Origin of the sequence: Microcystis sp. LE18-22.4A, assembly GCF_027531105.1 — a bacterium.
Taxonomy (GTDB): Bacteria; Cyanobacteriota; Cyanobacteriia; order Cyanobacteriales; family Microcystaceae; genus Microcystis; species Microcystis aeruginosa.
In genome coordinates this window covers 21,899-37,936 of record NZ_JAPZRB010000232.1, presented here as the reverse complement: position 1 = coordinate 37,936, position 16,038 = coordinate 21,899, and the positions used below count along the sequence as shown (strand labels likewise).

Annotated in this window: 11 protein-coding genes and 1 pseudogene; 9 read left to right on the top strand and 3 right to left on the bottom strand. The window is 44.9% G+C overall.

Features of this window, described 5'->3' with window-relative positions; all coding sequences use genetic code 11:
• Positions 1–281 precede the first annotated feature (281 nt).
• The 3 genes from zwf to O9295_RS10565 all read left to right on the top strand — a co-directional run bounded on the left by zwf (position 282) and on the right by O9295_RS10565 (position 4,021).
• On the top strand, positions 282–1,811 hold the full coding sequence (gene zwf / locus O9295_RS10575) for a glucose-6-phosphate dehydrogenase (RefSeq protein WP_147071608.1): 1,530 nt from the start codon (positions 282–284) through the stop codon (positions 1,809–1,811).
• 112 nt (positions 1,812–1,923) lie between these two features.
• Entirely contained in the window at positions 1,924–3,279 is a 1,356-nt protein-coding gene (gene opcA, locus O9295_RS10570) for a glucose-6-phosphate dehydrogenase assembly protein OpcA (RefSeq protein ID WP_288032900.1), read from the top strand.
• A 157-nt stretch (positions 3,280–3,436) separates the two neighbouring features.
• Positions 3,437–4,021, top strand: coding sequence for a Uma2 family endonuclease (locus tag O9295_RS10565; protein WP_147071604.1), 585 nt, complete (start codon positions 3,437–3,439; stop codon positions 4,019–4,021).
• A gap of 132 nt (positions 4,022–4,153) precedes the next feature.
• On the opposite strand, the gene O9295_RS10560 is transcribed toward O9295_RS10565, so the two are convergent.
• Positions 4,154–5,362 (bottom strand): phosphoglycerate kinase, encoded by a 1,209-nt coding sequence (locus O9295_RS10560; RefSeq protein ID WP_288032899.1) that lies wholly within the window; start codon positions 5,360–5,362, stop codon positions 4,154–4,156.
• Between the two features lie 163 nt (positions 5,363–5,525).
• On the opposite strand from O9295_RS10560, the gene O9295_RS10555 reads away from it, so the two are divergent.
• The 3 genes from O9295_RS10555 to O9295_RS10545 all read left to right on the top strand — a co-directional run bounded on the left by O9295_RS10555 (position 5,526) and on the right by O9295_RS10545 (position 6,828).
• Entirely contained in the window at positions 5,526–5,936 is a 411-nt protein-coding gene (locus O9295_RS10555) for a universal stress protein (RefSeq protein WP_147071600.1), read from the top strand.
• A 235-nt stretch (positions 5,937–6,171) separates the two neighbouring features.
• The gene (locus O9295_RS10550) at positions 6,172–6,654 is read left to right on the top strand and encodes a photosystem I reaction center protein subunit XI (protein WP_061432019.1); all 483 of its coding nucleotides are present in this window, start codon (positions 6,172–6,174) and stop codon (positions 6,652–6,654) included.
• 57 nt (positions 6,655–6,711) lie between these two features.
• Positions 6,712–6,828, top strand: coding sequence for a photosystem I reaction center subunit VIII (locus O9295_RS10545; protein WP_004162778.1), 117 nt, complete (start codon positions 6,712–6,714; stop codon positions 6,826–6,828).
• 156 nt (positions 6,829–6,984) lie between these two features.
• On the opposite strand, the gene O9295_RS10540 is transcribed toward O9295_RS10545, so the two are convergent.
• Entirely contained in the window at positions 6,985–9,180 is a 2,196-nt protein-coding gene (locus O9295_RS10540) for an ATP-binding protein (RefSeq protein ID WP_288032898.1), read from the bottom strand.
• A 422-nt stretch (positions 9,181–9,602) separates the two neighbouring features.
• Between O9295_RS10540 and cobN the strand changes: the two genes are divergently transcribed.
• The 3 genes and pseudogenes from cobN to O9295_RS10525 all read left to right on the top strand — a co-directional run.
• A complete protein-coding gene (gene cobN / locus O9295_RS10535; protein ID WP_288032897.1) occupies positions 9,603–13,244 on the top strand; it encodes a cobaltochelatase subunit CobN in 3,642 nt (1,213 codons plus the stop codon).
• 454 nt (positions 13,245–13,698) lie between these two features.
• Positions 13,699–14,988 carry an AAA family ATPase gene (locus O9295_RS10530; protein WP_288032896.1) on the top strand — a complete coding sequence of 430 codons (1,290 nt, stop codon included), beginning with the start codon at positions 13,699–13,701 and terminating at the stop codon, positions 14,986–14,988.
• Between the two features lie 4 nt (positions 14,989–14,992).
• Positions 14,993–15,387: pseudogene (locus tag O9295_RS10525) on the top strand (hypothetical protein); the annotation flags it as partial.
• Between the two features lie 202 nt (positions 15,388–15,589).
• Here O9295_RS10525 and rplO read toward each other — a convergent pair.
• Complete coding sequence (gene rplO, locus O9295_RS10520; RefSeq protein ID WP_079206322.1) at positions 15,590–16,033, bottom strand: 50S ribosomal protein L15; 444 nt, start codon at positions 16,031–16,033, stop codon at positions 15,590–15,592.
• Between the last annotated feature and the right edge of the window lie 5 nt (positions 16,034–16,038).

The following is a 16,038-nucleotide window of genomic DNA, read 5'->3' as shown; positions in this document are numbered from 1 at the left end:
ATTCCCATAGTTGTGAGGTACAGAGTCTTAGGTTTTGAGGAGTCAGGAGTCAGGAGTCAGGATTCGGGATTCAGGAGTCAGGATTCGGGATTCAGGAGTTAAGATTTTGGTGTACCTCATGAGATTGGGAAACGCTATATTAAGTGAAAGCTTAGTAGATAAGGTAACTGGATGAACAGGGAATCCCGAAGCGCTTAGTGCGATGGGAGCGTCAATTTAGGTATCCCGTCGAGTATTTTCGCTAGACTGGAAAATAATGCACCTCGGCTAGACAAAATCCTATGGTAAAGCTGCTCGAAAATCCTCTCCGAGTGGGATTGCGACAAGAAAGAACCCCAGAACCCCTAATTTTAGTCATTTTTGGGGCATCGGGAGACTTAACCCAAAGAAAACTGGTTCCTGCTCTCTATCAACTGAAACGGGAAAGACGACTACCGGCCGAATTAACCATCGTCGGTACAGCGCGCCGAGAGTGGAGTCATGATTATTTTCGCCAACAGATGCGCCAAGGCATCGAAGAATTTTCCGACGGGATTGGCAGTGAGGAATATTGGCAAGACTTCGCCCAAGGGTTGTACTATTTCCCCGGCAACATGGACGATCCGGAAAGTTACGCCAAAATGAAAGTCTTTCTGGAAGAATTAGACGGAATCCGGGGAACCCGTGGCAATCGAGTCTTTTATCTAGCGGTTTCTCCTAATTTCTTCCCTCCCGGTCTTAAAAACCTTGGCGCGGCTGGAATGCTGAAAGACCCAATTAAACACCGGTTAGTGATCGAAAAACCCTTTGGCAAAGACCTCAGTTCTGCCCAAGTTCTCAATCGAGTCGTACAAGAGGTTTGTCAGGAGAACCAAGTTTATCGCATTGACCACTATTTAGGCAAGGAAACCGTCCAAAACTTGCTGGTGTTCCGATTTGCTAACGCTATCTTTGAACCCCTCTGGAATCGTCAATTTATCGATCACGTCCAGATTACCGTGGCCGAAACCGTGGGAGTGGAGGAGCGGGCCGGATATTACGAAAAATCGGGAGCTTTGCGGGATATGGTGCAAAATCACCTGATGCAGTTATTCTGCTTAACGGCCATGGAAGCGCCCAACGCTATTAACGCTGATAGTGTCCGCGGCGAAAAAGTCAAAGTCCTGCAAGCGACTCACCTGGCCGATATTAATAACCTAGAAAAATCCGCCATCCGCGGCCAGTATAAAGCCGGTTGGATGAAAGGAAAACCCATTCCGGGCTATCGGGAAGAACCGGGGGTTAATCCGGAATCGACCACTCCCACCTACGTGGCCATGAAATTAATCGTCGATAACTGGCGTTGGCAGGGGGTCCCCTTTTATCTGCGTACGGGTAAACGTCTGCCGAAAAAAGTTTCCGAGATTGCCATCCAATTCCGCCATGTGCCGTTATTAATCTTCCAATCGGCAGCCCAACAAACTAATGCAAATGTACTGAGTCTGCGAATTCAGCCTAACGAAGGTATTGCCCTGCGTTTTGAGGCGAAAATGCCGGGGTCAGAATTACGCACACGCACGGTAGAAATGGACTTTAGTTATGGTTCCTCCTTCGGTGTTGCCAGCGCTGATGCCTATAATCGCCTACTTTTAGACGCTATGCTAGGAGATCAAACCCTATTTACCCGTTCTGACGAGGTAGAAGAAGCATGGCGCATCGTTACTCCTGCTCTCGCCGCTTGGGACGCTCCCGCCGATCCCGCCTCCGTACCCCAATACGAAGCGGGTACCTGGGAACCCACAGAAGCGGAATTTCTCCTTAACCGCGATGGCCGTCGTTGGCGACGACTCTAAAACAGTGAACAGTGACCAGTAATCAGTGAGCAGTAAACTAAAAACTCACATCTGATAACTGATAACTGATAACTGATAACTGATAACTGATAACTGATAACTGATAACTGACATGACCCCCCAAAGCCCCCCCATTGTCTCCCTGCAAGCACCGAAAGATGTTTCCATCGATGTGATCGAGCAGGAACTGCGCGATATCTGGCAATCCTATAATGATAATGAGGATGGTATGGCCGCCACCCGGGCCACCACCTTTAGCTTTATTGTCTATGAACCCGACGCAGTACAGGAATTGTTAACCCTTCTCGGCTATTACACCGGCCCGATTGATGGTATTGCCGGTCCCCGGACTCACGCCGCCATCAAAGTCGCCCAGAAGGACCTAGAACTAGAAGTAACTGGGCTTTCTAGCGATGAATTTGTCGCTCGGTTAAGGGCGGCCTGGGAAGCGGAAAAAAACGCCGAGGATGGGGCTAATCATCGTCAATACGCCGCCGATTTGGATGCGATTGGGGTCGCAGATGCGATCGCTGCTTCCAATCCCTGTCGCATTATTACCCTCTGTCCCACCGCCGAGGCCGATGAAGGGGTAAAAGCCTCCGTTTCTGCCTATTGTCCCGTCAACAAACGTAGTCAGAACACTTTAGTTTGCTGTGAATACGTTACTTTAAGCGGTACGGCGGAAGCTTTGGAACGAATTGGCGGCATTATTTCCGAGTTAACTATTCCCAGTTTGCCCAAATTTCTCTGGTGGAAAGCCAGTCCGGATGCGGAATATGGACTATTTAAGCGTCTGGCCAGTCAATGTGATACGATTATCGTCGATTCCAGCACTTTTCGGGAACCGGAAACGGAACTGCTGCAAGTGGGGGATTTATTAGCAACAGATGTACCATTAGCTGACCTGAACTGGAGTCGTCTCGCCCCTTGGCAAGAACTAACCGCCGAGGCTTTTGATCCACCGGAGCGCCGGGATGCTATTCTGGAAGTCGATCGCATCACTATTGATTACGAAAAGGGCAATCCTTGCCAAGCTTTTATGTTCCTCGGTTGGATGGCCAGCCGGTTACAATGGCGACCGGTGGGATATAGTCACCGGTCGGGAGATTACGCTATTCATCGGATTAGCTTCCTCGGTCAGGACCAGCGTTTAATTGAGGCAGAATTAGCCGGTGTTCCCGTGGCCGATTGGGGTGAGGTACAAGGGGATCTGATTAGTATTAAACTCAGTTCTACTAATCTTCAGGCTGATTGTTGTACGGTAATTTGTTCGGGAACTACCGGCTGTATGCGGATGGAAGCTTCGGGAGGGGCCCAATCTTGCCGCGTTGAACAAGTGTCCCATCTGGAAGACCAAAAAACAGAAACTCTTCTAGGTAAACAGTTACAGCGTTGGGGCCAGGACGTGCTTTATCAAGAAAGCATGAAAGTCACCGGCGCTATCCTCAAATTATCCCAACCAGACTAGCAAATTAGCAACAATAATCCCACCCACTTTGGAGAGACCTTGTTAACAAGGTCTCTCGATATTTATACAGCAGTCAGCACCTGATTAAAACCGATAATTGTAGCTTTTTGGAAAACAGGTTATCATAAAGACAGAGCTTTGCTTTCAAGGGGGCAATATGGTCGCAACCACTGAGAAACGCTACACAGTCGCAGAATACTTTCAACTAGAGGAAACTGCCACCGACAGACACGAGTATCGAGATGGAGAAATTATTATTATGACTGGGGGAACTCCTAACCATAATCGCATTGCCTTGAATTTCTGTAGAAAATTTCCCTTAACTATCCAGAATCAAGCCTATGATATATTTATCAACGATCTACGCTTGGCCATACCCGCCTATAATATGTACACCTATCCCGATATTATGATCGTTAAGGGAGAACCAATTCTTGAAAGAGGACGCACCGATACGATTACCAATCCACAGGTTATTATCGAGGTTTTATCAAAATCTACTCAAGACTATAATCGGGGTGATAAGTTTAAATTTTATCGCTCTCTTAATAGTTTTGAAGAATATATTTTAATCGACCAATATGGTTATTATATAGAACAGTTTCATAAAAGAGGCGATCATTGGGCATTCCGGGATTATCACGATCAAGAAGCGATTTTAACTTTGTTTTCTCTAGATTTTCAAATATCCCTGACAGATTTATATCAGCGGGTGGATTTTACCGCAATTGAAGTATCCTAATGACTCAACTATTTTTGCCGCAAAAGTATTTGTATGATTAACTCCCAATCCAACTTTAAAAACCCACTGCCTAATTCATAAAAAAAGGTGGGGCAACACCCACCTTGTTTAAACCTGAGATATTAGCGATAATTAGGCTTCATCGAGAGCGGCAATACCGGGTAAAACCTTACCTTCGAGTAATTCCAAACTAGCGCCACCACCGGTGGAAATATGGCTCATTTTTTCCGCCACTCCCACTTTTTCCACCGCCGCTACCGAGTCACCACCACCGATAATAGTAGTTGTACCCGTAGCGGTTAAATCGGCTAAAGTGTGAGCGATCGCATCTGTACCCGCCGCAAATTTATCGAACTCGAACACCCCCATGGGGCCATTCCAGAGGACAGATTTACAGTTAGATAAAGCTTTTTGGAAAACTTTAACTGATTCAGGTCCAATATCCAATCCCATCCAACCATCGGGAATATTTTCGACCTTGACGATTTGGGACTCGGCATCTTTATCGAATTTATCCGCTAACACCACATCGGTAGGAAGGAGGAATTCCACCCCTTTTTCTTTAGCTTTCGCTTCCAGGGATTTGGCTAATTCCAGTTTGTCTTCTTCCACCAAAGACTTACCAACACTTAAACCGCGGGCCTTGTAGAAAGTAAAGATCATACCGCCACCGATGAGCAGTTTATCGCACTTTTCTAATAAAGTTTCGATCACGCCAATTTTACTAGAAACCTTAGAACCGCCGATAATCGCCGCTAGGGGACGTTGGGGAGTTTCAATAGCTGCTTGTAGGTAGTTTAACTCTTTTTCAATCAAATAACCCGCCACCGAGGGGCTGAGATAGTGGGTAACGCCTTCCGTGGAAGCGTGGGCGCGGTGGGCGGTACCAAAAGCATCATTAACGTATAAATCGGCATTAGCGGCTAATTTTTTGGCAAAATCGGGATCATTTGCCTCCTCTTCACCGTGGAAACGCAGATTTTCTAAAAGGGCCACTTGACCGTTAGACATTTGGCTAATCGCTGCCGTCACTCCCTCACCAATACAATCGGGACACATGATTACTTCTTGGCCCAATAATTCCGAGAGACGTTTAGCTACAGGGGTCAGACGCAAATTTTCTTTAACTTGACCGTCGGGACGACCCATGTGGCTGCATAAAATAACCTTAGCCCCTTTTTTGATTAAATCCTCAATGGTTGGTAGTGCCGCCCGAATGCGGGTATCATCGCTGATTTTCCCGGTGGCTTTGTCCATGGGAACGTTAAAATCGACCCGGACTAAGACCCGTTTGCCCGCTAAATCAGCTTCTGTCAAATTCGCTACTGTTTTTTTTGGCACAGCCCATAACCTCCTAGATTGCTTACCGTACAATAAAGATTAAATCAGGGTATCGCTACTTGCGGCAATTACTTTGACAAAGATTATTTCAGATTTGGGGATCAGTTTTGCAGTTCTAAGACTGATTTTCCCAGAAAAATTTGATTGGAGAGACTTGCTAATTATGTTTGAGACGATTTTATTTCCCATCGACCACAGCCGCGAAAGTCGTGACGCGACCAGTAGTGTGATCGAATTAGTCAAAATCTTTGACAGTCGTTTGGTGCTGTTGTCGGTGGTGGAAACGACACCCACCGGAGAAATTGCCCCCGACGATAAGATGAGTTCGATCGAAGCGGTGGATAGATTGTTACAATCGGCGCAAGCGATTTTCGCTCAAGCTGGCATCAAGGCGGAAATGATTGAAAGGGAGGGAATGCCTTCTTTTGTCATCTGTGATGTGGCCGATGAAGTTAATGCCGACCTGATCGTTATGGGTTGTCGCGGTTTAGGATTAACCAGCGAAGGTGTCTCCGAAAGCGTCACCACCAAAGTTATTAACCTTGCCCCCTGTCCAGTGTTGATTATCCCTTAATCAGTGAGCAGTTATCAGTGAGCAGTTATCAGTTCACTGATTACTGTTTACTGAAACCAGGCTCCCCACTCCCCCGTCTCCTGAGAGAAATGTAACGAATTGTGAGAGTTTCAGCCGTCAACCCTTGAAAACTCGATCGATGGGGTTGCTTGAAGTAATTCTTCGGCCTAAAGTGTAATCTTAAAGTTTTATGATCAATTTTCCTGTTGATCGGAAAAAGGAGAACTCAAACACAATGGCTGAAACTGGATACAAACAGGTGGTGACACCCTACAATGATGATCCGTTCATTGGTCATCTAGCTACCCCCATTTCCGCTTCTGGTTTTACCAAAGCTTTTATTGGTAACTTACCTGCCTATCGTCCCGGTCTAGCCCCGATTCTGCGCGGTCTAGAAGTGGGTATGGCCCACGGTTATTTCCTCGGTGGTCCCTGGGTTGTCCTGGGCCCCTTGAGAGACTCCGAATATGCCAATATCGGCGGCTTAATCCCCGCTTTAGCCATGGTTCTCTTGGCTACGGGTTGTTTAGCTAGTTATGGTCTTGTCTCTTTCCAAGGTAAGGCCGCTACTGGTGATCCTCTGAAATCGTCCGAGGGTTGGAGTCAATTCGCCGCCGGTTTCTTTATTGGTGGTATGGGTGGTGCTTTTGTGGCCTATTTCCTCCTAGAAAATCTTGGTGTCGTTGATGGCATCATGCGCGGGGTTTTTAATCAATAATTAACCCTTTTTCTACCTGATTATCATTTCCTTATTTTTTTACTAGGAGCGTTTGACATGACTGGTGACTACGCAGCTTCTTATCTGCCTTGGATTTTAATCCCGATCGTCTGTTGGTTAATGCCAGCCGTGGTTATGGGTTTGTTATTTATCTATATCGAGAGTGAATCCTAATTTAGCTCTAGGATTCCTACAATTAAGAGCTTGAAAATTAGCTATTTAATAGTTAGTTTTCAAGCTCTATTTTCTGGGGAAAAAAGAAAAAATTGACCAGATGAAAATGAGATGCACCCCTACCCCCACCGAAAAACTTTTTGCCGCAAACCCTACTTATAAAGCGGTTAGATAGCGGATTTTTTCCAACAATAGGGAGGGTTGAATGGGTTTGAGGAGATAGTCGTCAATGCCATGACGACCGAGAAAATTAACGCTGATTTCAGGGGTATCATTCAAGATTAGCACTTTACTGGCTTGAGTTTGGCGGGATTTTTTTAAAAGATGACAGAGATGATATATATCTGGCATTTTTTGATCGACAATTATAATACTTGGCTGCACGATCTCAATTTTTTTGATAGCGGAGACACTATCGATTAACCAAATAACTTGATAATGTGCCACCATCAATAACTCACAAATAAGATTGGCGATTTCTTCGTCACTTTCAATCAAAACTATAGTGGGATGGTGGTGATTAAAATGGGGATTATGATCCGAGGGTTGGGGTTTGGGGGGCTTTTGTTGAGGTAAACGGACGGTAAAGATGGAACCTTTATCTAAGCAAGATTCTACCTCGATCGTGCCGCGATGGAGTTCCACTAATTGTTTAGTTAAAGCCAATCCTAATCCTACACCACCATAACGACGTTTGCGGGAGCCATCCAATTGGGTAAATTTTTCAAACAGAAGCGGTATTTTTTGAGCAGGAATGCCGATGCCCGTGTCCTCTACCTGAAAAATGACCTGACTGCCTTCTTTCCACAGTCTCAGCGTGACAGCACCCTGTTCGGGGGTAAATTTCAGGGCATTTTTTAACAAGTATAAAAGTATCTGCTGAACTCGATCATAATCGGCGTAAAAATAATGCTCTTTTTCGGTGATTCTCATTTCTAAAATCAGATTAATTTCTTTAGTTTCTGCCTCTGTTTTAATAATTTCTAAAACATGATTACAGAGATATTTTAGCGAAAATTGTTTAATATCTAAAACAGCTTTCCCCGCCGAAACTTGCGAGAAATTAAGCAAGTCATTGATTAATTCTAATAGTTTATTGCCGTTATCCTGAATAACTTTTAGATAGTGTTTTTGTTTGTCGGGGGGTAAAAAATTATTGGCTGCCGAGCATTTTTGCAGGGTACTGGACAAACCGATAATACAAGTTAGGGGAGTTAATAACTCATGACTAATATTATTTAAAAATTCACTTTTGCAGAGGTTAGCGGCTTCTGCGGCCATTAAAGTATCTTGTAATTCTTGGGTTCTTTCTATTACCCGGCGTTCAAAAATATCTTTTTGTTCCTGTACTTGAGAATATAATTGCGCTTGATAGATAGCGATGGCGAGATGTTCACCAATCTGACCTAAAAATTTCTTTTCTTGCGGCAACCATTGGCGTTTTTCTTGACATTGATGGGCAATTAATAAACCCCACAATTCTTCTTGTACCACAATCGGGGCGATTAATTTTGATTGCACTTGGTGTTGTCGCAAAAATTCCGACAAACAGAAGGAAGAAGAATAGTTAGCATCCACATCATCCACAGCCAGAATTAATCCTTGACGATACTTTTCTTTGTATTGGGGAATATAGGAAAAACAATCGTCTTCGGGGGTTAAATTTAACACCGAATTTATCTGGTCAGAAATGCGCGACTCGGAAGTTATTTTTCCCTTTACCTCACCGGTACTGGGGAAAAATTGATAAATTAACAATCGGTCCACTTGCAGAAAATCCCGCACTTCCCTGACTACGGTTTCCAGAATCACCGGTAACTCCAGACTCTGACGCATTTGGGTGATGACTTGGTTTAATAATCTTTCCTGTTGGATTTGTTGGGATAGGGCAGCTTCTACCGGTTGACAAACGGAGAAGATGCGGGAACAATCTCTATCAGCAGACGGAGAAGAAATTATCGAGAGAATTTTGACTAAAATTTGATTTTGAAAACTGCTGACATTAATGGATAGAGGCAGATTTAAAATTTGATAACCCTGCTGAATTTTTGGGTTGTGGAGAGACTTGACAGCCAGTCCTTGCAGAAAATTTTTAATCGTGTTCGCTTCAAAACTAATGCGGACTTCGTACTGAAAATTATTCCCTTGAGGACTGGCTAACAATAAAGCTTGTAGGTCAGTGGAAAGCAAGAGTTGATAGATTTCTCCTGTCTGTGGGGGAAGATCTCTTTCACTTAGACTAATCCTCGGTGCTGTCAACTGTATTGCCAACTGTCCCCACCAAGAACGAATTTGTTCGAGGTGAGTAGATGACAACACTTGACAGCAAACATAAGCGGGAGCAGCATTCATTTATCAGTTATCAGTTATCAGTGATCAGTTATCAGTTATCAGTTATCAGAAGGCAGGAGGCAGGAGGCAGGAGGAGATAGGGTGATAGGGTGATAGGGTGATAGGGTTTTAGTTGAAATTCCCCCACTTCCCCACTTCCCCACTTCCCACTTCCCCACTTCCCACTTCCCACTTCCCCCACTTCCCCACTTCCCACTTCCCACTTCCCACTTCCCACTTCCCAGTCATCAGTAAGGGGACTGGGGTTTGGTTTTTAGTGAAGTTTTCTTAATCCCTATCCCCTACTATTCCCTAATCCCTATTGCCTGTTCTTTAAATTGCCGCAGACAGATATAATCATCTCTATCTACCTAAGAATGATCCCTCGATCGAGACCCTAATTCTCAAAACCTAATCATTATTTAACCTGACTCTCAAAACTTATGCACCGAATTGCTCCCCAAGCGGGTGGTTGGACAGCAGATACCGAAGGGGTGATTATTATTGACCAAAATCCGGCCCCGATTGTTCTCCTCACCATGGCTGATACCGATATTCAAACTCTAGCGGCAGCTATCGACCATCTACCGGATAATTTTCCCGCAATTCGCGCCCTGAATTTATCGCAGTTACAGCAGCAATACAGTATCGATAACTATGGGGACAAGGTACTATCCCAAGCAAGAGTGATTATTCTTCGCTTATTGGGGGGACGGGGGAGTTGGTCCTACGGGTTGGAAGTAGTTAAGGAAATTGTCGAGGAAACCGGTGCGACTTTATTTGTCCTCCCGGGAGAGGATAAACCGGATTTAGAGTTGATGAGTCATTCCACTGCTTCCCTGACTACTGTTAACCAGTTATGGTGCTATTTCACGGAAGCAGGGATAGATAACTGGATTAATGCTGCTAAATTTATCGCGCATACCTGTCTCCATCTCGACTATCCTCCCTCTCCTCCTAGGGTTGTCCCTAGGTGGGGAATCTATTCCCAGATAACCCTATCCCAACCCCAAGCACGGACTTGGATACTTTTCTATCGTTCCCATTATCTCGCGGGTAATACCAAAGCTATCGATGCTTTAATCAGCGCTTTCACCCAAAGAAATATGGAAACTGTCCCTATCTTTCTCTCCTCTCTGCGGGAAATCGAAGTGCAAGAGGAACTATTAACCCTCTTTTCCCACCATCCCCCAGACTTAATTCTCGATACCACTAGCTTCTCTATCCAACGACCGGAAGACAAACAAAATCATCACTTCTGGCAGTCTCTCAATAAACCCATCTTCCAAGTTATCCTCAGCAGCAGCAGTTTAGAAGCTTATCAACAGGGTTATCAAGGTCTTTCCCCCCGGGATGTGGCCATGAATATCGCTTTACCGGAAATGGATGGCAAAATTATCACCCGCGCTATTTCCTTTAAATCTGTCCTCACCCGACATCCCAAACTAGAAACGGAAATAGTTATCTATCAACCCCTCCCCCACCGGGTTGATTTTGTCGCTGATTTAACCGCAAACTATTGTCAACTCTCCTCCCTTCCCAACTCCCAGAAAAAAATTGCTCTCATTTTCCCCAACTATCCCAATAAGGATGGTCGTATCGCTAACGGAGTCGGTTTAGATACTCCCGCTAGTGGTCTGGAAATTCTTCGCGCACTACAAACCCAAGGTTATACCCTCACCGACCTCCCCGACCATAGCGACGAATTAATGCGATTGCTGATTTCCGGTATCACTAATGACCTGGAGACAAGGGAATTAAAACCTATCTATCAATCTCTCTCCCTAGAAGCATATCTAGATTATTTCTCCTCCCTTCCCCCCGATAATCAAAGCGCTCTGCTTGACCGTTGGGGACATCCGGACAGGGATTTTCCTATCCCCGGCATCCAGTTAGGTAATGTCTTTATCGGTATTCAACCTTCTCGCGGTTACGACCTTGACCCGACTCTTAATTATCATTCCCCCGACCTGGAACCTACCCACAGCTATCTCGCTTTTTACCATTGGTTACGACAGGAATTCCAAGTCACTGCTGTGATTAATCTCGGTAAACACGGCAATTTAGAATGGCTACCAGGGAAAAGTCTCGCTCTTTCTCCCCATTGTTATCCCGAAATTGCTTTCTCGTCGCTGCCGAATTTCTATCCTTTTATTGTCAATGACCCCGGGGAAGGTTCCAGCGCTAAAAGACGTTCCCAAGCTGTTATCATCGACCATCTCACTCCCCCAATGACGCGAGCGGAATTGTATGGGGATTGGGAAAAGTTAGAGTCTCTCATCGATGAATATTATCAGGCAGAATCTCTTGATCCTTCTCGTTTAGCTCTGATTCGCGAGCGGATTAACGATCTGGTGGCGAAAACTAATCTCGATCGAGAGCTAGGTACGATCTCGCGTAGCGAGCGCGTTGCGACCAGCGCTTCCTTTAGTCAATTTCTCACCCTCGTGGATGGTTATCTCTGTGAACTCAAGGAAGCACAAATCCGCGACGGTTTACATATCTTCGGTCAATGTCCCCAGGGTCAGCAGTTAATTGATTTAATCCAATCGATCGCTCGTTCTCCTAGTCCCGACCGCCCCGGTTTAACCCGTTCGATCGCCCTTGACCTCCATCTCGACTGCGACCCCCTGACGGAATATAACGATACTACTACCTATCTGGAAAGTCTCGCTCAGGATTTAATTAGCCAGAAAATTGAACCTGTAGGCGAAAATACGGCAAAAGAATTGGTTTGGCTAGAAAATCAGTTAATTCCTGCTTTAAAACAAACCCCCGATGAACTTACCTATCTCTTAAAAGGTCTCACTGGCCAATACGTCCCCAGTGGTGCTTCCGGCGCTCCCACCCGCGGCCGTCCCGATGTTCTCCCCACCGGCAGAAATTTCTATTCTGTCGATACCCGCGCAATCCCCACAGAAACCGCGTGGGAAGTGGGAAGAAAGGCCGCAGAGGCACTAATTGAACGTTATACCCAAGAAAATGGCGAATATCCCCGCACTTTGGCGATTTCTATCTGGGGAACCTCGACGATGAGAAATAGTGGCGAAGATGTGGCCGAAGCCATGGCTTTACTGGGAATTCGTCCCCTTTGGGATGGTTTTTTCCGTCGGGTGGTCGGGTTTGAAATCCTTACCCCGTCTAGCTTAGGCCGTCCTCGCATTGATGTTACTGTTCGGGTATCCGGCTTTTTTAGGGACAGTTTCCCCAGCATACTACATCTTCTTAATTCTTGCATAAATGCGGTAGCTTGTCAAGAGGAAGAAGAAAAAATTAATCCTTTAGCGGCGAAAGTGAAGACAGAGAGGGAGTTTTGGCTAAGTCAGGGCTTAGGAGAAAAAGAGGCGAAACTGAGAGCTACTGCCAGAATCTTTGGCTGCAAACCGGGTGCTTACGGGGCCGGTTTACAGGGGTTAATCGAGTCACAAAACTGGCAAAATGATCAAGACTTAGCTAATGCTTATATTAACTGGAGTTGTTATGCCTATGATAGTCAAGGAACTGCCCATTCTTTACCAGAAGTATTGAGAAATAGACTGCAAGAATTAGAGATAGTGCTGCACAATCAGGACAATCGGGAACACGATATTTTCGACTCCGATGACTACTATCAATTCCAAGGCGGCTTAACTGCCAGTGTCCGGGCTTTAACCGGCAAAAATCCCGTCACCTATTTTGGTGATCATTCCCGACCGGAAAATCCCCGCATCAGAAGCCTAGAGGAAGAAATTCGCCGGGTATATCGTTCGCGAGTAGTGAACCCCAAATGGATAGCGGGAGTGATGCGACACGGCTATAAAGGCGCTTTCGAGATGGCTGCGACCGTAGATTATATTTTTGCCTACTCTGCCACTACTCATCTGGTGGAGGATTTTATCTATCAGGGAGTAGCCGAAGCTTATTTATTTGACCACAAGGTACAACAATTTATTCAGGAGAAAAACCCCTGGGCATTGCGAGATATGGCCGAAAGATTATTAGAAGCTCAACAACGGGGATTATGGACCCAGGTGGACCAGAAAACTTTAGATCGATTGAGGGCAATTGTCCATGAGGCCGAAGGAGCGATCGAATCGGGTCAGTAATTAGACCTCTTGTAAAAATCAAAAATCTGACCTTAGGTGAGGAGTCAGTAGCCAGTAGTCAGTAGTCAGGAGAATTAAGAATGAGCATTAATCAATTAAATGCTCTATCTGAGGAGTCAGTAGCCAGTAGTCAGTAGTCAGGAGAATTAAGAATGAGCATTAATCAATTAAATGCTCTATCTAAGGATTTTATGCAATTTTATGCCTATTTTTCTCATTTTTGAACTCTCAAAAATTAATCAGGCAAGAACTCTATTAATAACCGCTCTAGAATCAGTCTATACTATAGCAATTCCCATAGTTGTGAGGTACAGAGTCTTAGGTTTTGAGGAGTCAGGAGTCAGGAGTCAGGAGTTAAGATTTTGTTGTACCTCATGAGATTGGGAAACGCTATATATATTCTCCGGGGAGAAATTGCTCAGATTACTTTAGTAATGAGAAACGGGACTAAATAATGGCCGGAATTGAGGGATTGAGGATTAAAAATTATCGAGCGCTCAAGGATATAACCCTGGGCAAGTTATGGAATACTCAAAATCGAGATTCTCTGACACCGATGACGGCCGTTATCGGCAAAAATGGTGTGGGAAAAAGCACACTTTTTGATGCGTTCGGTTTTTTATCTGATTGTCTTAAAGGAGGAGTAGAAGAAGCTTGTGATGTGCGAGGTCGGGGCGGGTTTGAGCGTCTTCGTTCCCAGGGTCAGGAAGGAAGCATTGAATTTCAGATTTACTATAAAGAAGATTACAATTCCCGACCAATTACCTATGAATTAGCTATTGATCTAGATACCGATAATAGACCTTATGTAAAAAAAGAAAGACTCAGACAGAGAAGAAAAGGTCAAAAGACCGGATGGCCTTTTTCATTTTTAATCCTCGATGAAGGGAAAGGAATCGTCTGGAAAGGAGAAGAAGAAGGGAAACAAGTAGAAGAAGGTCAAGACCATTTTGATTTACTTAAGTTAATAGAAAAAATTCAACAGGAAGCTGATGAGGAAAGCAAGGAAACCGAGTTAGTGGAACTGAATGATAAGCGCAAACTAGGAATTGCTACTTTAGGTTCTCTCAAACAGCATCCGAGAATTTACCTATTTCGGAGATTTATTGAGGGATGGTATCTCAGCTATTTTACTCCCGATGCGGCCAGAAGTTTGCCCCTAGCAGGACCCCAGAAACATCTGAATATCCATGGAGATAATCTCGGTAATGTGGTGCAGTTTATGGAAAGAGAGCATTCCAAGAAATTTCAGAATATACTTAATAGTATTTCTCGTAAGATACCGGGTATAGAAAAAATTAGCACCGAAAAAAGTCCCGATAATCGACTACTATTAAAATTTAATGATCGGGGATTCCAAGACCCATTTTATGTACAGCAAATGTCCGATGGTACTTTAAAAGTATTCGCCTATCTCTTACTGTTAGAAGACCCTTCTCCACCGCCATTTATCTGTATTGAAGAGCCAGAAAACGGCTTATACCATAAACTATTAGAAACCTTGGCTCAAGAATTTAGAAAACACGCCACAGGACAGAGAGGACGTTCTCAAATTTTTATCACCACTCATCAACCTTATTTTGTTGATGCTCTCCAGCCAGAAGAAGTTTGGATTCTGGAAAAGGGTGATGATGGTTTTTCTCGGATTAAACGGGCCAGTGACAATCCTTTAATTAAGAATCTCGTCTCAGAAGGATTGCCCCTTGGTAGTCTTTGGTATAGTGATTACTTAGATGAGAGATAAGGTCATGCACTTTGAAATTTTGCTTGAGGATTTGTCGGGAAAAAAGCACTTGATATTCTAATTCCTAAGATTATTGACATGAATGCAGGTCATACATTTAGGGTTCATTCCTATAAAGGCAGTGGTCATATTCCCAGAGACTTACAGTCTGTTTCCGATCCTAGCAAACGGATTCTTCTTGAGCGACTACCTAAACTGATTCAAGGATATGATAAAACTTTTTCTAGTTACCCTGATAATTATGCTGCTGTGCTGATTGTGGTTGGCGATCTGGATAATCGATGTTTTCGAGAATTTCGACAGGAATTAAGCAATTGTCTGGAAAAATCTGCTATCAAATCCCAAATTTACTTCTGTATTGCTATTGAAGAAGGAGAAGCTTGGTATTTAGGTAGCGTCTGCTGAAAAAGTTTTTCCTAGGGGCAGGGTGTAGGGTGTGGGGTGTGGGGTGTGGGGGGATGGGAAGGATAAATAAAAATAATCTCCTGTCTCGGAGTCTCCTGCCTCCTGTCTCCTGTCTCCTGCCTCCTGCCTCCTGTCTCCTGCCTCCTGTCTCCTGCCTCCTGTCTCCTGCCTCCTGTCTCGGAGTCTCCTGCCTCCGTTAAATTTCTTCCCAAGTACCTTGAGCGGCGGTAATTTTCTCTTTAGCACTATTGCTAAAAGCAGCGGCCTTCACCTTGAGGGGAACGGTAATTTCACCATCACCCAAAACTTTTAAAGGGCCGTCGTTGCTGGTGAGAATTTTAGCTTTTAGGAGACTTTCCAGGGTAACTTCCGTATTAGCGGGTAAAGAAGCTAATTTTTTCAGATTAACGATCGTGTATTGACGGGGGTTAACCAAAGGAAAATGCTTTAATTTGGGAACCCGACGATAGAGGGGCATTTGTCCCCCCTCAAAACCGGGACGAGTCCCCGTCCCGGAGCGAGATTTTTGTCCGCGCATTCCCAGACCGCAGCTAGCGCCCTGGCCGGCCGAGATACCCCGTCCCACACGACGACGACGTTTAGTTGACCCCGGTTGGGGGGCGATTTCGTGGAGTTTCATGGTGA